At 71.7% G+C, this 16366-nt stretch carries 16 protein-coding genes and 1 pseudogene; 9 read left to right on the top strand and 8 right to left on the bottom strand.

The features are described from left to right. The first annotated feature begins 24 nt into the window (after positions 1-24). Positions 25-921 carry an RNA polymerase sigma-70 factor gene (locus ACGF7U_RS14125; protein WP_393106395.1) on the top strand — a complete coding sequence of 299 codons (897 nt, stop codon included), beginning with the start codon at positions 25-27 and terminating at the stop codon, positions 919-921. A 144-nt stretch (positions 922-1065) separates the two neighbouring features. Then, complete coding sequence (locus ACGF7U_RS14120) at positions 1066-2046, top strand: hypothetical protein (RefSeq protein ID WP_393106393.1); 981 nt, start codon at positions 1066-1068, stop codon at positions 2044-2046. A gap of 170 nt (positions 2047-2216) precedes the next feature. On the opposite strand, the gene ACGF7U_RS14115 is transcribed toward ACGF7U_RS14120, so the two are convergent. Beyond that, positions 2217-3083, bottom strand: coding sequence for a polysaccharide deacetylase family protein (locus ACGF7U_RS14115; RefSeq protein WP_393106391.1), 867 nt, complete (start codon positions 3081-3083; stop codon positions 2217-2219). A gap of 84 nt (positions 3084-3167) precedes the next feature. On the opposite strand from ACGF7U_RS14115, the gene ACGF7U_RS14110 reads away from it, so the two are divergent. After that, positions 3168-4064 (top strand): LysR family transcriptional regulator, encoded by an 897-nt coding sequence (locus ACGF7U_RS14110; protein ID WP_393106389.1) that lies wholly within the window; start codon positions 3168-3170, stop codon positions 4062-4064. A gap of 22 nt (positions 4065-4086) precedes the next feature. Here ACGF7U_RS14110 and ACGF7U_RS14105 read toward each other — a convergent pair whose 3' ends face one another. Next, positions 4087-5265, bottom strand: a complete 1179-nt coding sequence (locus ACGF7U_RS14105; protein ID WP_393106387.1) for an FAD-dependent oxidoreductase — start codon at positions 5263-5265, stop codon at positions 4087-4089. 100 nt (positions 5266-5365) lie between these two features. On the opposite strand from ACGF7U_RS14105, the gene ACGF7U_RS14100 reads away from it, so the two are divergent. Next, the gene (locus ACGF7U_RS14100; protein ID WP_393106385.1) at positions 5366-5965 is read left to right on the top strand and encodes a TetR/AcrR family transcriptional regulator; all 600 of its coding nucleotides are present in this window, start codon (positions 5366-5368) and stop codon (positions 5963-5965) included. Between the two features lie 508 nt (positions 5966-6473). On the opposite strand, the gene ACGF7U_RS14095 is transcribed toward ACGF7U_RS14100, so the two are convergent. Then, on the bottom strand, positions 6474-7628 hold the full coding sequence (locus tag ACGF7U_RS14095) for an alpha/beta hydrolase (RefSeq protein ID WP_393106383.1): 1155 nt from the start codon (positions 7626-7628) through the stop codon (positions 6474-6476). A 101-nt stretch (positions 7629-7729) separates the two neighbouring features. On the opposite strand from ACGF7U_RS14095, the pseudogene ACGF7U_RS14090 reads away from it, so the two are divergent. Further along, positions 7730-7874: pseudogene (locus ACGF7U_RS14090) on the top strand (response regulator); the annotation flags it as partial. 327 nt (positions 7875-8201) lie between these two features. Further along, a complete protein-coding gene (locus tag ACGF7U_RS14085; RefSeq protein WP_393106381.1) occupies positions 8202-8744 on the top strand; it encodes a GNAT family N-acetyltransferase in 543 nt (180 codons plus the stop codon). Positions 8745-8929: 185 nt separating this feature from the next. Here the strand turns inward: ACGF7U_RS14085 and ACGF7U_RS14080 are convergent, their stop codons facing one another. Further along, positions 8930-10015 (bottom strand): epoxide hydrolase family protein, encoded by a 1086-nt coding sequence (locus tag ACGF7U_RS14080; protein ID WP_393106379.1) that lies wholly within the window; start codon positions 10013-10015, stop codon positions 8930-8932. A gap of 113 nt (positions 10016-10128) precedes the next feature. Here ACGF7U_RS14080 and ACGF7U_RS14075 point away from each other — a divergent pair, with 113 nt between their 5' ends. After that, entirely contained in the window at positions 10129-10608 is a 480-nt protein-coding gene (locus tag ACGF7U_RS14075) for a MarR family winged helix-turn-helix transcriptional regulator (RefSeq protein ID WP_393106377.1), read from the top strand. 293 nt (positions 10609-10901) lie between these two features. Here ACGF7U_RS14075 and ACGF7U_RS14070 read toward each other — a convergent pair whose 3' ends face one another. Next, positions 10902-11177 carry a heavy-metal-associated domain-containing protein gene (locus ACGF7U_RS14070; RefSeq protein ID WP_393106375.1) on the bottom strand — a complete coding sequence of 92 codons (276 nt, stop codon included), beginning with the start codon at positions 11175-11177 and terminating at the stop codon, positions 10902-10904. Positions 11178-11415: 238 nt separating this feature from the next. Between ACGF7U_RS14070 and ACGF7U_RS14065 the strand changes: the two genes are divergently transcribed. Next, positions 11416-12840, top strand: coding sequence for an MFS transporter (locus ACGF7U_RS14065; RefSeq protein WP_393106373.1), 1425 nt, complete (start codon positions 11416-11418; stop codon positions 12838-12840). A gap of 195 nt (positions 12841-13035) precedes the next feature. On the opposite strand, the gene ACGF7U_RS14060 is transcribed toward ACGF7U_RS14065, so the two are convergent. Together ACGF7U_RS14060 and ACGF7U_RS14055 are read right to left on the bottom strand one after the other, a co-directional pair. After that, positions 13036-14220: an MFS transporter gene (locus tag ACGF7U_RS14060; protein WP_393106371.1), complete on the bottom strand. Its 1185-nt coding sequence runs from the start codon at positions 14218-14220 to the stop codon at positions 13036-13038. 104 nt (positions 14221-14324) lie between these two features. Next, positions 14325-14789 (bottom strand): GNAT family N-acetyltransferase, encoded by a 465-nt coding sequence (locus ACGF7U_RS14055; protein WP_393106369.1) that lies wholly within the window; start codon positions 14787-14789, stop codon positions 14325-14327. A gap of 68 nt (positions 14790-14857) precedes the next feature. Between ACGF7U_RS14055 and ACGF7U_RS14050 the strand changes: the two genes are divergently transcribed. Then, the gene (locus ACGF7U_RS14050) at positions 14858-15451 is read left to right on the top strand and encodes a TetR/AcrR family transcriptional regulator (protein WP_393106367.1); all 594 of its coding nucleotides are present in this window, start codon (positions 14858-14860) and stop codon (positions 15449-15451) included. Between the two features lie 102 nt (positions 15452-15553). On the opposite strand, the gene ACGF7U_RS14045 is transcribed toward ACGF7U_RS14050, so the two are convergent. Then, a complete protein-coding gene (locus ACGF7U_RS14045; RefSeq protein ID WP_393106365.1) occupies positions 15554-16264 on the bottom strand; it encodes a DUF998 domain-containing protein in 711 nt (236 codons plus the stop codon). Between the last annotated feature and the right edge of the window lie 102 nt (positions 16265-16366).

The raw sequence follows: 16366 nt of genomic DNA, 5'->3' as shown, positions 1-16366 counted from the left end.
GACGCGAAGGAGAAGCGTCGGAACATGAGTGAACAGGCCGCTGACGCGGCGACCGAGACGTTCCTCGCCCACCGCAACCTGCTCTTCACCGTCGCCTACGAACTGCTGGGCTCGGCGGCCGACGCCGAAGACGTCCTGCAGGAGACCTGGCTGCGGTGGGTCAAGGTCGATGCGCGGCACGTCAAGGACCAACGCGCCTACCTCGTCCGGATCACCACCCGACAGTCACTCAACCGGCTGCGCTCGATGAAGCGCCGCAAGGAGGCGTACGTCGGCCCCTGGCTGCCCGAGCCGCTGCTCACCGCGCCGGACGTCGCCGAGGACGTCGAACTCGCCGAGAGCATGTCGATGGCGCTCATGCTGGTCCTGGAAACCCTGTCGCCGACCGAACGCGCTGTCTTCGTGCTGCGCGAGGCCTTCGAGACCAGCTACGACGACATCGCCGCCGCCATCGGCAAGAGCCCCGCCGCCGTCCGCCAGATCGCCCACCGCGCCCGCCGGCACGTCGACGCCCGCCGCCCTCGCCAGGCGGTCTCGCCGGACCAGGCCCGAGCGGCGGTGGAGTCGCTGCGGTACGCGCTCGAAACCGGGGACTCGCGCGGCCTGCTCGACGTGCTCGCCTCCGAGGTCGTCCTGGTCAGCGACGGCGGCGGCGTCAAGCACGCCGCGCTGCGGCCGGTCATCGGCGCGGACAAGGTCGTCCGCATGTTGCTCGGCGGTCTCCGCAAGGTCGAAGGCACGCTCACCGGTGAGCCGACCGTGGTCAACGGCAACGTGGCACTCCTCGTACGCCTGAACGGCGAGATCGACGGCATCCTGGCGGTCCGGGTCGAGGATGCCCGCATCACCGGCCTCTACTACGTCCGCAATCCGGAGAAACTGACCCGCGTCGCAGTCGAAACCCCGCTCACTCTGCGATGAACAAGGGGCATCCGCTGACCGGCGGAGGTGCTCACCGGCGGAACCTCCGCCACCTCAGTGACGCGAAACATTCCGATCGAGGGAGTCGACATGGCCGCTCAGGCCCCGCTCGCAGCCGACACGTCACCGTCACCCTGGCCGACCGTGGCCAGGGCAGTCGCCATCCTCACGGTGATCATCAGTGTGCTGCTCACCGCCTTCGTGTGGCCGTCGGTGCGGTCGTCCCTGCATGACGTGCCGATCGCCGTCGCCGGGCCGGCCACCGCGGTCCAGCAGGTCAGCGCCGCGATCAACCAGCGACTGCCGGACGCCTTCGACATCACCGAGGTCGCCGACACCGCCGCCGCCGAACAGTTGATCCGCGACCGCGAGGTGTACGGGGCGATCGACCTCAGCTCCGGCACCCCACAGGTCGTCACCGCCTCCGCCGCCAGCGCAGCGGTCGCGCAGACCCTGCAGAGCGTCGCGGCCGGACTCCACCACGCGCCGGCACCGGGCGGCAGCACGGCGGCCGCCCGTGACCTCGTACCCCTGCCGGCCGACGACCCGCGCGGCGCCGGCCTGGCCGCCGGGGCCCTGCCCCTGGTCATGGGCGGTCTGCTCGCCGTGGTGCTGCTGACCCGACTCGTCCGCGGCACCGTCCGCCGGGTCACCGCGGCGCTCGTCTTCGCGGTTACCGGCGGCCTGGCCGTGGCAGCGATCCTGCAGTTCTGGCTCGGATCCCTCGACGGCGCCTACTGGGCCAACACCAGCGCCATCGCGGTGACAATCGCGGCCACCTCCGTGAGCGTCCTCGGGCTGGAGTCACTGCTCGGGTACGCCGGCCTCGGTCTCGGCGCCATCACCATGATGCTCATCGGCAATCCGCTGTCGGGCGCCGCGACCGCACCCGAGATGCTGCCCGGCTGGTCCGGCGCTCTCGGCCAACTGCTGCCGCCCGGGGCCGGTGGCCAGTTGCTGCGCTCCACCGGCTTCTTCGACGGTCACGGCGCCGCTCGGCCCGTCATCGCCCTGGTGACCTGGCTCGCGCTCGGTCTGGCGCTCTGTCTGGCCGGCAGCCTGCGCACCCGCCGTGCCGGCAGCATCGCCGACCCGGCCGGACGGCCAGGCACGCCGGCGGTCTGACAACAACCGAGCGGTAGCCGCCCGGTTCCGAGTCTGCGGACGCCGGGCGTTCACCACCCAGCGCTACGTGACCGCGAAGAAGGCGGGGTCTCCTGATGGCCGGCGACCCGACGGCGATGATGCTGGCGTCGCGATGCCGGCCATCAGGAGGGCGAGCCGCCGCGTGGCGGTCAACCCGTGGTCGCCAGGTAATGCGCGGCGATGTCGTCGCTGGTGGTGAGCCAGATGTCCGGCTGGGCGGCGAGGTACGCCAGCGCCTCGTCGAGGTAGCGGGCGCGGTACGCCTGGCCGATCACGAACGGGTGCAGGGCGATCGCCAGCACCCGGCCGCTGCCGTCGGCGGCGTCGGCGTGCAGCTGGTCGTACTGGTCCTTGACGATCTGGACGAACTCGGGGCCGGTGGTGCCCTTGCCGAACAGGCCCAGGTCGTTGAGTTCCACCGTGTAGGGGACGCTGATCATCCTGGGCACGTCCAACGGGTACGGCTGGTCGTCGTTGGTCCAGTCCAGCACGTACTGCAGGCCCAGCTCGGCGAGCAGCGCCGGCGTCTCGAACGTCTCGGTCAGGCCGGGGCCCATCCAGCCGCGCGGCCGCGTGCCGGTCGCCTCGGCGATGGTGTCGACGATCGCCGTGAGCTCGGCCAGTTCCTCGTCGCGGGACATCCCGGCGTGCAGGGCGGAGTTGGTGCGCCCGTGGGCCAGCCAGGCCCAGCTCCGATCGAGGCCGGCCTTGATGATCTGCGGGTAGTGCTCGGCAGCCTCGGAGTTGAGCAGCACGCTCGCCGGGATGCCGTGCCGGTCGAGAATCTCCGCGACCCGCCATATGCCCACCCGCGGCCCGTAGTCGCGCCAGCCGTAGTTGAGCGCGTCGGGAACCAGGTCGGCGGTGCCCGGCCAGATGCTCGTGGACGGCTTGTCGATGTGGAAGTGCTCGACGTTGAGTCCGACGTAGGCGGCTACCCGGGCACCGCCCGGCCAGCTCAGGGGCGCCCGCTCGGTGATGGGTCGGTACGTGAAGGGGGGCTTGTTTCCGGTCATGACCACATCTTTGGCCGCCGCCGGCGGGGGAACGAGACCCGAATTATCTACGATCAGTGAGCCGCGCTCACCAGTGAGGATCCGATGGAACGGCACGAGATCGAGGCGTTTCTCACCCTCGCCGAGGAGCTGCATTTCCGCCGCACGTCGGAGCGGCTCGGCCTGGCGCAGGGGCGGGTCAGCCAGACCATCAAGCAGCTCGAGCGCCGCATCGGGGTGCCGCTGTTCGAGCGCACCAGCCGCCGGGTCACGCTGACCCCGGTCGGCCGGGAGCTTCGCGACGACCTGGCGCCCGCCTATCGGCAGGTCGAGGCGGCGTACGCACGGGCCGTCGCGTACGCCAGAGGGGTCGACGGCGTGGTCCGCGTGGGCTTCTCCTCCCAGTGGGTGGCCGACCTGGTGCTCGATGCCGGCAAGGAGTTCCGCAAGAAGTACCCGCGCTGCGTGGTCGAGCTGCACGAGGTGCCGCTCAACAACCCGCTCGGCCCGCTGCGCGCCGGCGATTTCGACCTGCAGCTCAGCGAGTTCCCGGTTGCCGAGCCCGACCTCACCACCGGCCCGGTGATCTTCTCGGAGCCGGCCGCGCTGCTCGTCCCGGCGCGGCACCCGTTCGCCCGGCGCGACGCCGTCTCGGTCGAGGACCTGGCCAAGACGACGCTGGTGACCATCGCGGGCGACATCCCCCCGCTCTGGACCGAGCACATCTATCCCCGCCAGACTCCGTCCGGCCGGCCGATCCCGCACGGCGCGTCCGCGCCCGGCTTTCCCGAGGTGCAGTCGCTGGTCGCCTCCGGCGCCGGGGTGTCCATCGCCTCGTTGCGGGCGAGGGACTACCACGCCCGGCCCGGTATCGTCTACGTCCCGCTCCGCGACGCGCCCCCGATCGAGTACGGCCTGATCTGGCCGACCACCCGCCACACCGCCCGGGTCTGCGCCTTCGTCGACGCGGTCCTCACCCGTGCGTCCCGCCCTGCCGGCTGATGCGCCGGCCGAATGGCCGCGGTCACCGTTTCCTGGCGGGGTCTCGCCGGGCGCTGCGTTCGATACCCCGCCGGACGAGACCGCGGATGCCCGGGAGGGTGATCGCTCGGATCGTCACGTCGCTCATCCACACGTGGAACCGGCTGGGCGGCGCGTACTGCTGCATTCCCCGGCGAGCGAGCGACTGTCGCTTGGAGACCTCCGGGCGCAGGCCCGCCTCCCACTCGGCCAGGGCGGCCGGGATGTTGTCGTCGTGCCGTTGTAGGGCTGCGCCCAGTCGGTCGGCGCCGGCGAGCGCAAGGGCCGCGCCGTTTCCGGCGAAGAGTGTGACGCACCACGCCGAGTCTCCGAGCAGCACGATCCGGCCGGTGCTCCACCGAGGCATGACCACCTGGCTGACCGCGTCGAAGTACGCATCCGATGGATCCTTCTCAAGGTGACGGAGGGCATCCGGCACACCCGCGCCCAGATCCCCGAACATCGCGTCGAGCGCAGCCACCGGACCGCGTCCGAGATCCGAGCCCGGATCTGCGCACCGGTAGGTGAAGAATGCCGCCGACCGCTGCGAGCCAAGGTTGATGATTGCCGCCGTGCGTCCCGGACCGATGAACGTCGTGGCGGACGACTCCGGCACACCCGCCACCGGATGGGCGAGCGGGAACGCGGCCACAACGTACGGAAGGTCGACTCGGAACCCACCGCCGAACACGTCGGTGCGGGTCGCGGAGTGGACTCCGTCTGCGCCGACCAGGAGGTCGGCGTCCTCCGTGGTGCCGTCGCTGAGCACCAGGCGTACCCGGTCGGCATTCTGCTCGATGGACTCGACCGTGGTGCCGAAGCGGAACTCGGTGCGGTCGCGCACCGCTTCGTACAGTTCGGTCTCCAGGTCGCCACGGAACACCGACATGGTCCGTTCGCCGAGGGCGGCCTCGGCGATGGCGGACGGCACGGTGAACTTGGGCCGCCCGTCGGCCCGAACCAGCACGGTGGTGAACAGACCAAGTTGCCGGGCGGACAGCGCGGGTAGGAGGCCCAGGTGCTCGGCGGCGTCGTAGCCCGGCCCGAGCAGGTTCACCAGGTAGCCACTGCTTCGCCGGCCCGTGGCGCGCTCCACCACGACCGTGCGCCATCCGTCCCGCCCGAGGCGTAGGGCCGTGGCCAGCCCGGCGATACCGGCGCCGACGATTACCACGCGCTTCATGCGTACTCCCCGCGTCGAGAATGAGCATCTGCTCAAACCAGTATGAGCAGATGCTCATATCAGCGCAAGGACGGTTCCGGTGAGCGCCTAGAATCCGGGCATGCCACGCGGAGTCGCCACCCCGGAACCCAGGCAGCAGCTCTTCGCCGCCCTGGAGCGGGTGATCGCGCAGGACGGACCGAGTCGACTCACTGGCCGGGCCGTGACCCGCGAGGCCGGCGTCGCCACGGGACTGCTGTACGCACACTTCGCGAACTTCGACGACTTCCTGCTCGGCTACGCGGTCGACCGGACCTTCCAGATCTCCAGCGAGGCGGCCGGCCTTCCCGGGCGCGCCGGGGCCGGCACGGTCGCCGGAAATCTCAGCGAGGCCCTCCTGGCAACACCGCCGGGCACGCTGCTGGTTCTGACCCGGCTGATGGCCTACCGGCCGGAACTCGCGGCAGGCGTCGAAGCGGTGCTGGGGGCCGGAAGCGCCGGACTGCAGACGATCCAGCGCGCGACCGCCGAGTACCTGGCCGCCGAACAACAACTCGGGCGGGTGCCCGCAGGCGCCGACACAGGGGCGCTGGCCTTGGCGGTGGTCGGCGTGCTGCACTACGTCGCCACTACCGGCGGCGCCAGCCCGACAGCGGACACCCGGATTCGCCGGGCCGTAACCGCACTGACCAACGGCTTCCCGGCCGTTGCCCCGTCCTGACCCGAGTCCTTGCGGATCGAGCACCGACAGGCCGACGTAGCGTGATGCCGCCCAGGGGCGGTACGGAACACCGTCACCACGGATCATGCACCATGTCGACGTCAGAGCGGGCGAGCCCGACGGCGCCCCCGCACGCAGCTGCCGCTGGTCGAGCGGTCCGGCGGCGAGGATCGGCGCCCCGAAACGACGAGTCGGCCCCATCTCACGTCGGGCACCGCGATCACCGGACTCCCGGCATCTGGACAGGGCTGTAACGGAATCCGGCCCGGTGCCGCACTGAGAAGGGGCCGGCGTTGCCGAGCCGGTTCCTGGCCGGGGTGGGTATTTCCCTGAACAGGGTCGCCCGACCCACCCCGGCCACCCCGTGGGCGCGCCTCCGCGTCCGGTGCGGCTCTGCCAGTAGCCGGCCGGGCCGAACTTCTACCCGGTCGAACCGCGCGGCGAGCCCACCAGTCGGGAGATTCGACCTCGCACGAGTTGCGGTTTGCCGTAACGCACGCAGACACCGTCAGCGGGCTGGGTCGGCAGTGTGCCGCGGGGCGGCGAGGACCCAGGCGGCAAAGGCCTCGACGCCGTCCACGACCGCCTCGAAACGCGGGGAGTGGAAGAGGTCGAACGCGTGCTGTCCGCCGGGCAGTTCGGCGTAGACCACGGCGTTGGCGGAGGTGTGGCGCAGCCGGCGGGCGAAGTTCCGGGTTGCCTCGACGGTCGCCAGGGCGTCCTTGGTGCCGTGGGCGATGAGGAACGGCGGCGCACCGGGGTTGAGGTACGCCCATGGTTGGTTCGGGGACGGCGCCCGGTCGGGCGTCTCGCCGAAATGGTGGCCGTAGTAGCCGTAGAGGCAGATCGCGGCGGTGACCGAGGTGTCGGCGGACTCGAACCCGGGCTGGAACGCCGGGTCGTTCGGGGTGAGCGCGCTCAGGGCCGCCAGGTTGGAGCCGGCGGAGCTGCCCGCCACGAACAACCTCGACGGATCGGCGCCGTAGGCGGGGGCGTGCTCGCGGGCCCAGGCGATGGCCTTCTTGGCATCGATCTGATGGCCGGGGAAAGATGTCTGGGGCCGCAGCCGGTAGTTGGCGCTGATGCACACCCATCCCCGGCTGGCGAGCTGGTACAGCAGGGGCCGTGCCTCGCGGTTCTTCGCGCCGCTGGTGTAGCCGCCGCCGTGGAAGTAGATCAGGACCGGCGCGTTCTGCGGCGCGTCGCGGCGGCGGTAGATGTCGAGGAGATTCCGGCGCCCGGCGTCCCCGTAGCTGATGTTGGGGATCCGCTCCACGTCACGCCGCCACATGAGGCCCGGTAGCAGCAGGATGCGGGCCCAGGGCCGACGGCGGCGCAACGGTACGCGCACACGATTCCGCCAGTCGGCCCCCAGCTCCCGGTCGAGGGCCTGCCCGACCACCCGATCGGTCCGCACGCCTCGCCAGGCGGAGACAGCCAGCCCGGCGGAGGTGACGGCCGCCACTGCGGCCGTCACCCTGGCTCCCGACGACTCCAGATCGCCCTGGGCCGCGGTCAGTGCCGTGGAGGCCAGCAGGGCCAGAATGCCCAGGAACGGCACCTCGTTGAGGGTCAGGCCGAACCAGAAGCTCATGGTCGCCAGCGGTCGGGGCCGGCGCGGCGCGACGACGGCGAAGAAGGTGCACCAGGCGACGAGCGCCACCGTGAACACATAACCAACGGGCACTAGAACCCCACAGACCCGCGGCGACGGTGATCGCGCGACTCGTACGCCGTGCGGGGGCCGGGCGCGCACATCCGGCCGACGCGCACGCCCCCGACGTCGTGCTGATGGACCTGCGCATGCCGCGGGTCGACGGGATAGCCGCCACCCGCCGCCTGCGGGCGCGCCCGCGGTCGCCCGCGGTCGCCCGAGGTCATCGTGCTGACCACGTTCGACATCGACGACCTCGACAACCGTACGCAGATAGCGCTTCTCGCCCACGACGCCGGCCTCGTCTGACTGCGTGCCACGGCGTCGCCGCGGGCTCCCGAAGACCGCCGGGCCGCCGTGCGGTCGAGGTGGCGTTGCCGGGTGATCACCTCGGCGCAGCAGCCGTTCGTCAGGATGGTCGGCGGCCGGTGCGAGATGCCGGGTGCCGCCACCCCGAAGTCCGGCACCCCGTCGGTGACCTGCATCTCACCCGCGAGGCTTTGGACGGGCGCTGTCTCTCCGGCTGGCCGTTGGTGTGCCTATCGATTTGCCGCTCGCCGGCCCGTCGGATAGGAAGCTCGCATGCTGAGGGGCAACAAGGTCGGGCTCAGGGCCCGGCACGAGGAGGACATCCCGATCCTGCAAGCGGAGCTCTACGACGACGTGGTCAACTCCGCGCGGTCGGAGGGCCGGCCGTGGCGGCCGATCACGCCCGGCTCGAAGGACCCGCGGCTCGTGGTGGACGACAAGGAGCAGGGGCACGTCCCGTTCTCCGTGGTGGAGTTGGGCGGCGGCACGCTGGTCGGCACCGCGACGCTGTGGGGCATCGACAACCACAACCGGTCCGCGCACATCGGCCTTGGACTGCTCCCGTCCTGCAGGGGGAAGGGCTACGGCACCGACGTGGTCGCGGTGTTGTGCCACTACGGCTTCGTCGTGCGCGGCCTGCACCGGCTGCAGATCGAGACGCTGTCGGACAACGCCGCGATGCTGCGCTCCGCCGAGCGCAACGGCTTCGTCCGCGAGGGCGTACTGCGCTCCTCGGCCTGGGTGATGGGCGAGTTCCTGGACGAGGTGCTGCTCGGGCTCCTCGTCCGGGACTGGAAACCGGACGTGAAGGCATAGGCTGCCGCCCGGGGCCGTACCGCTCGGCGTCGTCACGTCCGGGATGAGAAATGGCGGCGAGGTGGCGGGCAGCCTGGTGGGCATTGGCGAGCTTCTCCGTTCGCACGGCCGGTCCGCGCCACCGCTGCGGGTGTCCGGGAGCCACCCGTCAGCAGTGCCTCCTGGCGGGTGGCGACCCGATGGCCCTACGGGATCCGCGTGAGGAAGAAGTCCCGGACGTCCCCGGCGAGCAGGTCCGGCACCTCCATCGCGGCGAAGTGGCCGCCTCGGTCGAATTCCGACCAGTGCCTGATGTCGTACAGCCGCTCGGCCAGCGGCCGCACCGACTGCGTGATGTCGTGTGCGAAGACCGCCACGCCGACCGGGACCCGGCACGGCGCGGTCCGCCCCCGCGGAGCGTCGTGGTGCAGCCGCGCCGAGGAGGCGGCGGTGGCGGTCAGCCAGTACAGCGAGATGTCGGTGAGCATCCGATCGTCGCTGATCTGCGAGCGGGGGTCTGTCCACTGCGCGAAGCGCTCGGCTATCCAGACCAGCTGGCCGACCGGCGAGTCGGTCAGCGCGTAGCCGATGGTCTGGGGGGTCAGGGCCTGCAGCGCCTGGTACGGCGGACGATTCGCCATCAGCTGCCTGACCTTGTCCAGCCGGGCTTCGTCCGTCTCGGACAGCTCGACGTCGGCATCCGGGTCCGGCCGGGTCGGCAGGTAGTTGATGTGCACGCCGACGACCTGCTCGGGTGCCACCGCGCCGAGCGCCAGTGATATCCCCGCCCCGAAGTCGCCACCCTGCGCGCCGTAGCGCTCGTACCCGAGACGGCGCATCAGCTCGGCCCAGGCCCGCGCGATCCGGACGACGTCCCAGCCGCGCTCGTGGGTCGGCCCGGAGAAGCCGTAACCCGGGATGGACGGAATCACCAGGTGGAAATCGCGCGACAGCGGCTCGATCACGTCGAGGAACTCCAGGAACGAACCGGGCCAGCCGTGGGTGAGGATCAGCGCGAGCGCGTCCGGTTTCGAGGACCGCACGTGGACGAAGTGGATGTTCTGTCCGTCGATCTCGGTGGTGAAGTGCCGAAGCTCGTTGAGCTTGGCCTCGTGTTCGCGCCAGTCGTAGCCGGTGCGCCAGTATTCGGCCAGTTCCTTGAGCCGCGCCAGCGGGAAGCCGTAGTCCCACCCGGCGTCGGCGACCTCGTTGGGCCAACGGGTGCGGGAGAGCCGGTCGGCCAGGTCGTCGAGGTCGGCCTGGGGGATGTCGATGCGGAACGGCTTGATCATGGCCTCAACTCCACAGCATCTCATTCGGCGCCCGAATGTTAGGGCGACCAACGTTTGGTGCTCGAACGATACCACAAACGTTGGTGCCACCAACGACCCGGTAGACTCGTCACGTGGAGAACCCGTCCGAGAAGGCGCCCGCCCGGTGGGAGGGCCTGCCCAGCTGGCTGCTGGCCCAGACCGCCAACCACGCGCACCGGCTGGTGACCGACGGGTTCTCGTCCGTCCGCGCCCGCGGCTACCACTACCGCCTGCTGGCGACGCTCGAGGATTTCGGCCCGGCCAGCCAGGCCGCGCTGGGCCGCCGGAGCGGGATCCACGTCAGCGACATGGTCGCGACGATCAACGAACTCGCCGATCGCAAGCTGGTCGAGCGCGCCCCGGACCCCTCCGACCGGCGGCGCAACATCATCTCGCTGACCGCCGCGGGCAGGCGGCAGCTGCGGCGACTGGAGGAGCAGTTGGCCGAGCGCCAGGACGAACTGCTGGCTCCGCTGTCAACCGAGGAGCGACAGCGGTTGACCGAGCTGCTGTCCAGGCTGTTGGATCACCACAATCGGCGAACCGGTGCCCCCGAGGAGCCGTCGCGCTGACGGTGCTCCCCTCCCGGTCGTCGCGTTCACCCTCGTCGACGGCCGGCTCGCCGACGTCGCTGCCCTGACCGCCCCCGGCCGGCCTCGCGTCCATGGGCCTGCCGGGGGCGGGGCGAGTCGCTGCCGATGCGTCCCGGAGCGACGAGGGATCTTCGCCCTATCTCGGTTCGTCGGAGGCGGTGCCGTGGCGACCGGGGCCCTGGCCCTCGACCCCGGCCGACGAATGCGGACTCGTGCGCCAGCAGCCGGCCGCGTCGGCCCTGCTCCGGGCGGACGCGGCCGGCTGCTGGCGGTCAGCCGACGAGTCGGTAGCCGGCCTGCTCGACCGCGCTTCGCACGTCGGCGGTCTCCAGCGTGGTGTCGCTGGTGACGGTGACCGCGCCACTGGCCACGTCGACCTCGACGCCCGCGACGCCGGCGACGGCTCGCAGCTTCCTGCTCACCGACGCGGCGCAGCCTCCGCACGTCATGCCGGCCACCGTGTAGGTGGTACGGGTGCCGGTGGCTGACGCAGCGGCGTCAGCGGCCGCGGCGGGGGCGCAGCCGCAACTGGACTCGTTGGTGCACATGCGCATCTCCTTCGGTGTGGGTGGGCGCGGGAGGCCGGCCAGCTGTGGACGAGGCGGACCGGTGCTGCCCGTCATGGCGGTACTCCGCGGAGTATGAAACTACCCCCGGAGGGTATGCAGCGCAAGATCTAGATGAGAGACCGCACCCGCAGGGGGATCACCTTGACATCGAATACCCCTACCGGGTACACCTTCAGCACCTACCCATACCCCCCTGGGGTGTTAAGGAGTGATGGAGATGTCGCACGGAACGAAGCGGTGGTGGGCACTCGGCCTCATCGCGCTCGCGCAGTTCATGGTCATCATGGACACCTCGATCATCGGCGTGGCCTTACCTCGGATGCAGGCGGATCTCGGCTTCTCTCCAGAGAACCTGTCCTGGGTGTTCAACGCCTACGTCGTGGCCTTCGGCGGTCTGTTGCTGCTCGGCGGCCGGCTGTCGGACCTCTTCGGTGCCCGGCGCGTGTTCAGCGCCGGCTGGTTGATCCTGCTGGTCGGTTCGGCCGCCGCCGGCCTCGCCGACAGCGTCGCCGTCGAGCTGGCCGCCCGCGCCACCCAGGGCGTCGGTGCCGCCCTGATCGCGCCGTCGGCGTTGACGCTGCTGATGATGCTCTTCGGTGCCGAGCCGCGGGAACTGACCAGGGCCCTCGCGCTGTACGGTGCCGCCGCGCCCGCCGGCGGAACCGCCGGCGTCTTCCTCGGCGGCGTCATCACCGAGTACGTGAGCTGGCCCTGGGTGTTCTACATCAACATCCCGATCGCCCTGCTGGCCGTCATCGCCACCCCGGCGTTGATGCCGGCCGGCGGCGCCCGCCGGGGCTCGCTCGACGTCGCCGGAGCGCTCACCGTGACCGTCGGTCTCGGGGCCGCCGTCTACGCGATCGTCCGCGCTCCCGAGGTCGGCTGGTCCTCCGGGCAGACCTGGTGGGTCCTCGCCGGTGCCGTCGTCGCACTGGCGGCGTTCCTCGCCATCCAGGCCGTCCGTCGCGAGCCGCTGATGCGGCTGTCCATCTTCCGCGCCCCGAACCTCGCCGCCGCCAACGTCGCCCAGGTGCTGCTCGGGGCGGCCTGGATCCCGATGTGGTTCTACCTCAACCTGTACCTGCAGCAGGTCCTCGGCTACAGCGCCTTCCCCAGCGGTGCCGCGCTGCTACCCATGACAGTCCTCATCATGGTCGGGATGGTCGCCCTCGCACCGCGGGCCATCAACCGGTTCGGCCCCAAGCCCATGGTGGTGACCGGCCTCGCGATCCTCGCCGCCGGCCTCGGGTGGCTCGCCCTGATCCGTCCCGACGGCACCTTCGTCGCCGACGTCCTGCCCGCGTCACTCGTCGCCGCGCTGGGCATGTCACTCGCGTTCATCCCGTCGCTGGGCACCGCGATCTCCAGTGCCCGACCCGAGGAGGGCGGTCTCGCCTCGGGCATCGTCAACACCAGCTATCAGGTCGGCTCCGCCCTCGGTCTGGCCGCCATGACCGCCGTCGCCGCCGCCCACGGCGCCGACCGGCTCGGCGACCTGCCGGCCCTCACCGACGGCTACTCCGCCGCCTTCATCGGCGCGGGGATCATCGCCGCCGGAGGAGCTGTCATCGCCGCGGTGACCCTGCGCACCGCCGCACCCCGCCGGAACACCGCCGAGGCCGAGACCGCACGGGTCGGTTGACGCGGTCTTCCACCCGTCGCCTGACCGGTCTTCGGGGCGGACGGCCGCAGCGGCCGCCGCCCCGAAGGCGGGCAGGACAGCAGCGGCAGCCCCGACCCGAAGGTCTGGCGGTCCCGCTGCCGGAAGCCGCCGGCCGGCCGGGGTGCGCGGGCAGCTCTCGCGGCCGGCGCCGCCCGGGTCGGCGTCGCTCGTCGCCTATCCGGCGTACTGGTGTCCAAATGTCCGTTGGGCGTGCTGGCGCCGGACGAGGAGAAGGGTCAGAACGCCGGCGAGGGCGAAGGTGCTGCCGAGGACGGCCCACCCGACTGTCCGGTGCTCGAGGGCGGTGGCGGTGACGACGAGGGGGGCGAGCATGGCGCCGACGGCGACGCTGGTCTGGTTGACCCCTTGGTAGGCGCCAGCGGCGTCCGGATCGGCGAGTTCGTAGGCGAGGCCCCAACTGCCGGCCTCGGCCCACATCTCGCCAGCGGTGTGGGCGAGCGCGGCGAGCACGAGCAGGAGGACGGCGAGGCCGGAACCGCCGACGGCGGCGGTGGCGTACAGCGCGCACGCCCCCGCCAGCAGGGAGCCGCCGGCGGCGACGCCGCGCGCGGCGGTGCGGATGTCGTGCGTCCCGCGGGCGGCGCGAACCTGGAACAGGGCGACCAGGGTCGTGTTGAGCGCCAGCAGCAGCGAGACGGTCACCGGCGGGGCGTCGGTACGCGTGATGATCCACAACGGTACGCCGACGGTCTGCAGGCCCAGGTGCATCGTCAGCACGGCGTTGAGCGCGGCGACCCCGAGGTAGGTGGGGTCGCGCAGGGGCGAACGGCCGGGTCGACCCAGCTCGTGCGCCCGGTTGCCGGCTCGGGCGACGGGCCCGGGAAGGCGCAGGACCGGCAGCAGGGGCGCGCATGACAGCAGCACCACGGCGCCGGCAGTCAACAGGCCGGCGGTGTACGCGGCGTCGGTGTCGGCCAGCAGCGCGACGGCCGCCAGGCAGGTGCCCAGGCCGATGAACACGTTCGTCACCACGCTGAGGCCGGCGCGCACGCTCACCCGGTCCGCCCCGGTGAAGCGGCTGGCGATGAGCGCCGCGCGGGCGGTGCCCTGTACCGCGCGCAGGCCCACGGCGGCGCAGGCGACGGTGATGAAGGTCGCGGTGCTGGCGGCTGCGGCGTATGCCAGCAGGGCCAGACCCTGCCCGGCGGTGGCGGCCACCATCAGGCGGTGGGCGCCGACGCGGTCGGCCAGGTATCCGGCGCCGAACGCCCCCGCGACCCCGACGGCGCCGGCGACGGTCAGGCCCAGCCCGACCGTCGTGACCGTCAGGCCGATGACCCGGGTGAAGAACACCGCGCTGACGGTGTAGAAGAGCCCGCTCGCCAGCGCCGAGCCCATGGTCGAGATGGTCAGCGCCCGCGCGACGGGTTCATCGGGTAGCAGGACCGCGGTTACGGATTCGCACACCCGGGTTGCCCGCGACCGGCTGGTCGACGCGCAGGTCATCGGAGTTCGCGGGCGTAGCAGACCGACAGCGGCTCGCCCCGGTACGGGCCGAAGTTCTCGGTGCGGTGGTAGCCCTCGCGTTCGTAGAAGCGCATGGCCTCGGGCTGGGCGGTGCCGGTCTCCAGCAGCATCGTGACCACCCCGAGGCGGCGCGCCTCGTGCTCCAGGGCGCGCAGGATCGCGGTGGCCACGCCGGAGCCGCGGGCCGCCGGCTCGACGTACATGCGCTTGATCTCCGCCGAGCCGGGCTCCAGCAACCGCAGCCCGCCACAGCCCACCGCCACGCCGCGCGCGTCGCGGGCGACGAGGAACACGCTCACGCTCTGCGCGGTGGGTGCGTCGCCCGGCTCGTGGTCGTCACTGCCGTAGCGGGCGTCGAGTTCGGCGCGCTGGGCGGCGCGCAGCCGTGCCCCGTCGGTGCCGTCCCACGGCTCCGGTTCGACCAGGAACCGCACGTCCATGCCTGTCTCCATTCCGTAACAGCCGTTACCGTAACGGATGCTACGCTATCGACGGCGGAGGGAGAACGATGGCCAGATCACGCGACCTGCGGGCGCACCAGCAACGCCTGTCGGCCGCCACCTGGGCGGTGCTCGCCGAGCACGGCGTCGCCGGCCTCACCCTCCGGGCGGTCGCCGAGCGGGCCGGATGCAGCACCGGACTGGTGCTGCACACGTTTCCCGACAAGCGCGCCCTGCTCATCCACGCCCGCACCCTGCTGCACGAACGCACGGGCGCGCGCGCCGACGCCGCGGAAGCCTCCGGCGCCGACCCGCTGAAGGCCCTGCGCGCCGTGCTGTTGCAGGCCGCGTCCGTCAGCGACGACAAACGCGAGGAGGCGCGGGTATGGGTCGGTTTCCTGGCCGCCGCGTTGGCGGACGCCGACCTCGCCGCGCTGCACCAGGCACACAACCGTGCCTTCCTGCATCGGGTGCGGCGCCTCGTGGCCGCCTGCCGACCCGAGTGGAGCCACGCGCAAGCCATGCAGGCCGCCGCCACCCTGATCGCCCTGGTCGAAGGGCTCAACGCGCTGGCCGCCGTCGACCCGCAGACCTATTCCGCAGCCGTGCAGGAGACAGCCGTCGACAACGCTCTCGCCCCGGTCCGTGCCGGAGCGAGCTGAGCCGGGATCCGGACGGCGCCGCGGTCGACCGCCGGACGCGGTCACGGCCGGGCCAGGATCCTGTCCCGGCCGCTCGGCAGGGGGGAGAGGCGCGAGTCGCCGCTACGAGCCGGCCGTCGCCCCGGTCGGGCTCGCCGCGCCCCCGGTCGGCTCCTCAGCCGGCAGCGGAGCGCTGCCGGCCGGATCGTCGGCGCCCTGCGAGTCGCTGAACATCGCCTCGCCTTTGACCAGCCACGCGACACCGAAGGCGAACACCGCGACCGCCTCGCACCAGAACAGCGGCTTGAGCGTGTCACGGGTGGAGTCGGGCAGCGCGTTGCTCGCCACGGCGAGCGTGATGGCGCCGATGATGACGATGCCGCAGGCGTGGTAGATGCCGTTGCGGACCCGCGTGCGCCCTGTCGCGGGGGCCGTCGACGCGGTCCTGGGAAACAGGAAGATGCAGAAGGCGGCCAGCAGCAGGAACAGCGCCGCGGCCGCGACCTGGTGCACCCGCCCGATCGTGACGTCGGTGGGAGTCAGCGCGCCGGGCGGTGATCCCGTCGCCGCCGGGAACACCGCCACCGCGATCGCCAGCACACCCGCGATCGTGCTCAGCACGTCGTCCAGCCTGCGGTAGCGGTAGCAGATGAGGAAGACGCCGATGGCGCACATGGCACCGACGAAGACGTCCCGCATGTCGGTGTAGTAGAAGGAACTGATCGAGTCGAGCAGGCGGAGATCGCCGGTGAGCAGCGCGTTGCCGACGGTCAGCACGACAGGCAACGCGATGCCGACCGTGCCGATGCCGAGGCGTAGGCGGCGGATGGTCACGGCATCCTGTGGCGGTTTGACGGGCGAGGACACGTCGCCTCCCCTCTGTCGCAGCGGCCTCGGCCGGGCGAGCCGGGCCGCACCGGGCAACGCTGTCACCCT

This window comes from Micromonospora sp. NPDC047670 (assembly GCF_043204915.1).
Taxonomy (GTDB): Bacteria; Actinomycetota; Actinomycetes; order Mycobacteriales; family Micromonosporaceae; genus Micromonospora.
The sequence above is the reverse complement of the archived record's forward strand: the minus strand, read 5'-3'. Positions and strand labels throughout refer to the sequence as shown.

What these genes read in the sequence shown, in the direction of transcription:
- ACGF7U_RS14100 (WP_393106385.1), top strand. Translation starts at nt 5,366, where the DNA reads ATGCCACGCGGAGTCGCCACCCCGGAACCCAGGCAGCAGCTCTTCGCC.
- ACGF7U_RS14060 (WP_393106371.1), bottom strand. Translation starts at nt 14,220, where the DNA reads ATGGGCTCGGCGCTGGCGAGCGGGCTCTTCTACACCGTCAGCGCGGTG.
- ACGF7U_RS14105 (WP_393106387.1), bottom strand. Translation starts at nt 5,265, where the DNA reads ATGAAGCGCGTGGTAATCGTCGGCGCCGGTATCGCCGGGCTGGCCACG.
- ACGF7U_RS14110 (WP_393106389.1), top strand. Translation starts at nt 3,168, where the DNA reads ATGGAACGGCACGAGATCGAGGCGTTTCTCACCCTCGCCGAGGAGCTG.
- ACGF7U_RS14055 (WP_393106369.1), bottom strand. Translation starts at nt 14,789, where the DNA reads ATGGACGTGCGGTTCCTGGTCGAACCGGAGCCGTGGGACGGCACCGAC.
- ACGF7U_RS14080 (WP_393106379.1), bottom strand. Translation starts at nt 10,015, where the DNA reads ATGATCAAGCCGTTCCGCATCGACATCCCCCAGGCCGACCTCGACGAC.
- ACGF7U_RS14085 (WP_393106381.1), top strand. Translation starts at nt 8,202, where the DNA reads ATGCTGAGGGGCAACAAGGTCGGGCTCAGGGCCCGGCACGAGGAGGAC.
- ACGF7U_RS14115 (WP_393106391.1), bottom strand. Translation starts at nt 3,083, where the DNA reads ATGACCGGAAACAAGCCCCCCTTCACGTACCGACCCATCACCGAGCGG.
- ACGF7U_RS14065 (WP_393106373.1), top strand. Translation starts at nt 11,416, where the DNA reads ATGTCGCACGGAACGAAGCGGTGGTGGGCACTCGGCCTCATCGCGCTC.
- ACGF7U_RS14125 (WP_393106395.1), top strand. Translation starts at nt 25, where the DNA reads ATGAGTGAACAGGCCGCTGACGCGGCGACCGAGACGTTCCTCGCCCAC.
- ACGF7U_RS14070 (WP_393106375.1), bottom strand. Translation starts at nt 11,177, where the DNA reads ATGTGCACCAACGAGTCCAGTTGCGGCTGCGCCCCCGCCGCGGCCGCT.
- ACGF7U_RS14050 (WP_393106367.1), top strand. Translation starts at nt 14,858, where the DNA reads ATGGCCAGATCACGCGACCTGCGGGCGCACCAGCAACGCCTGTCGGCC.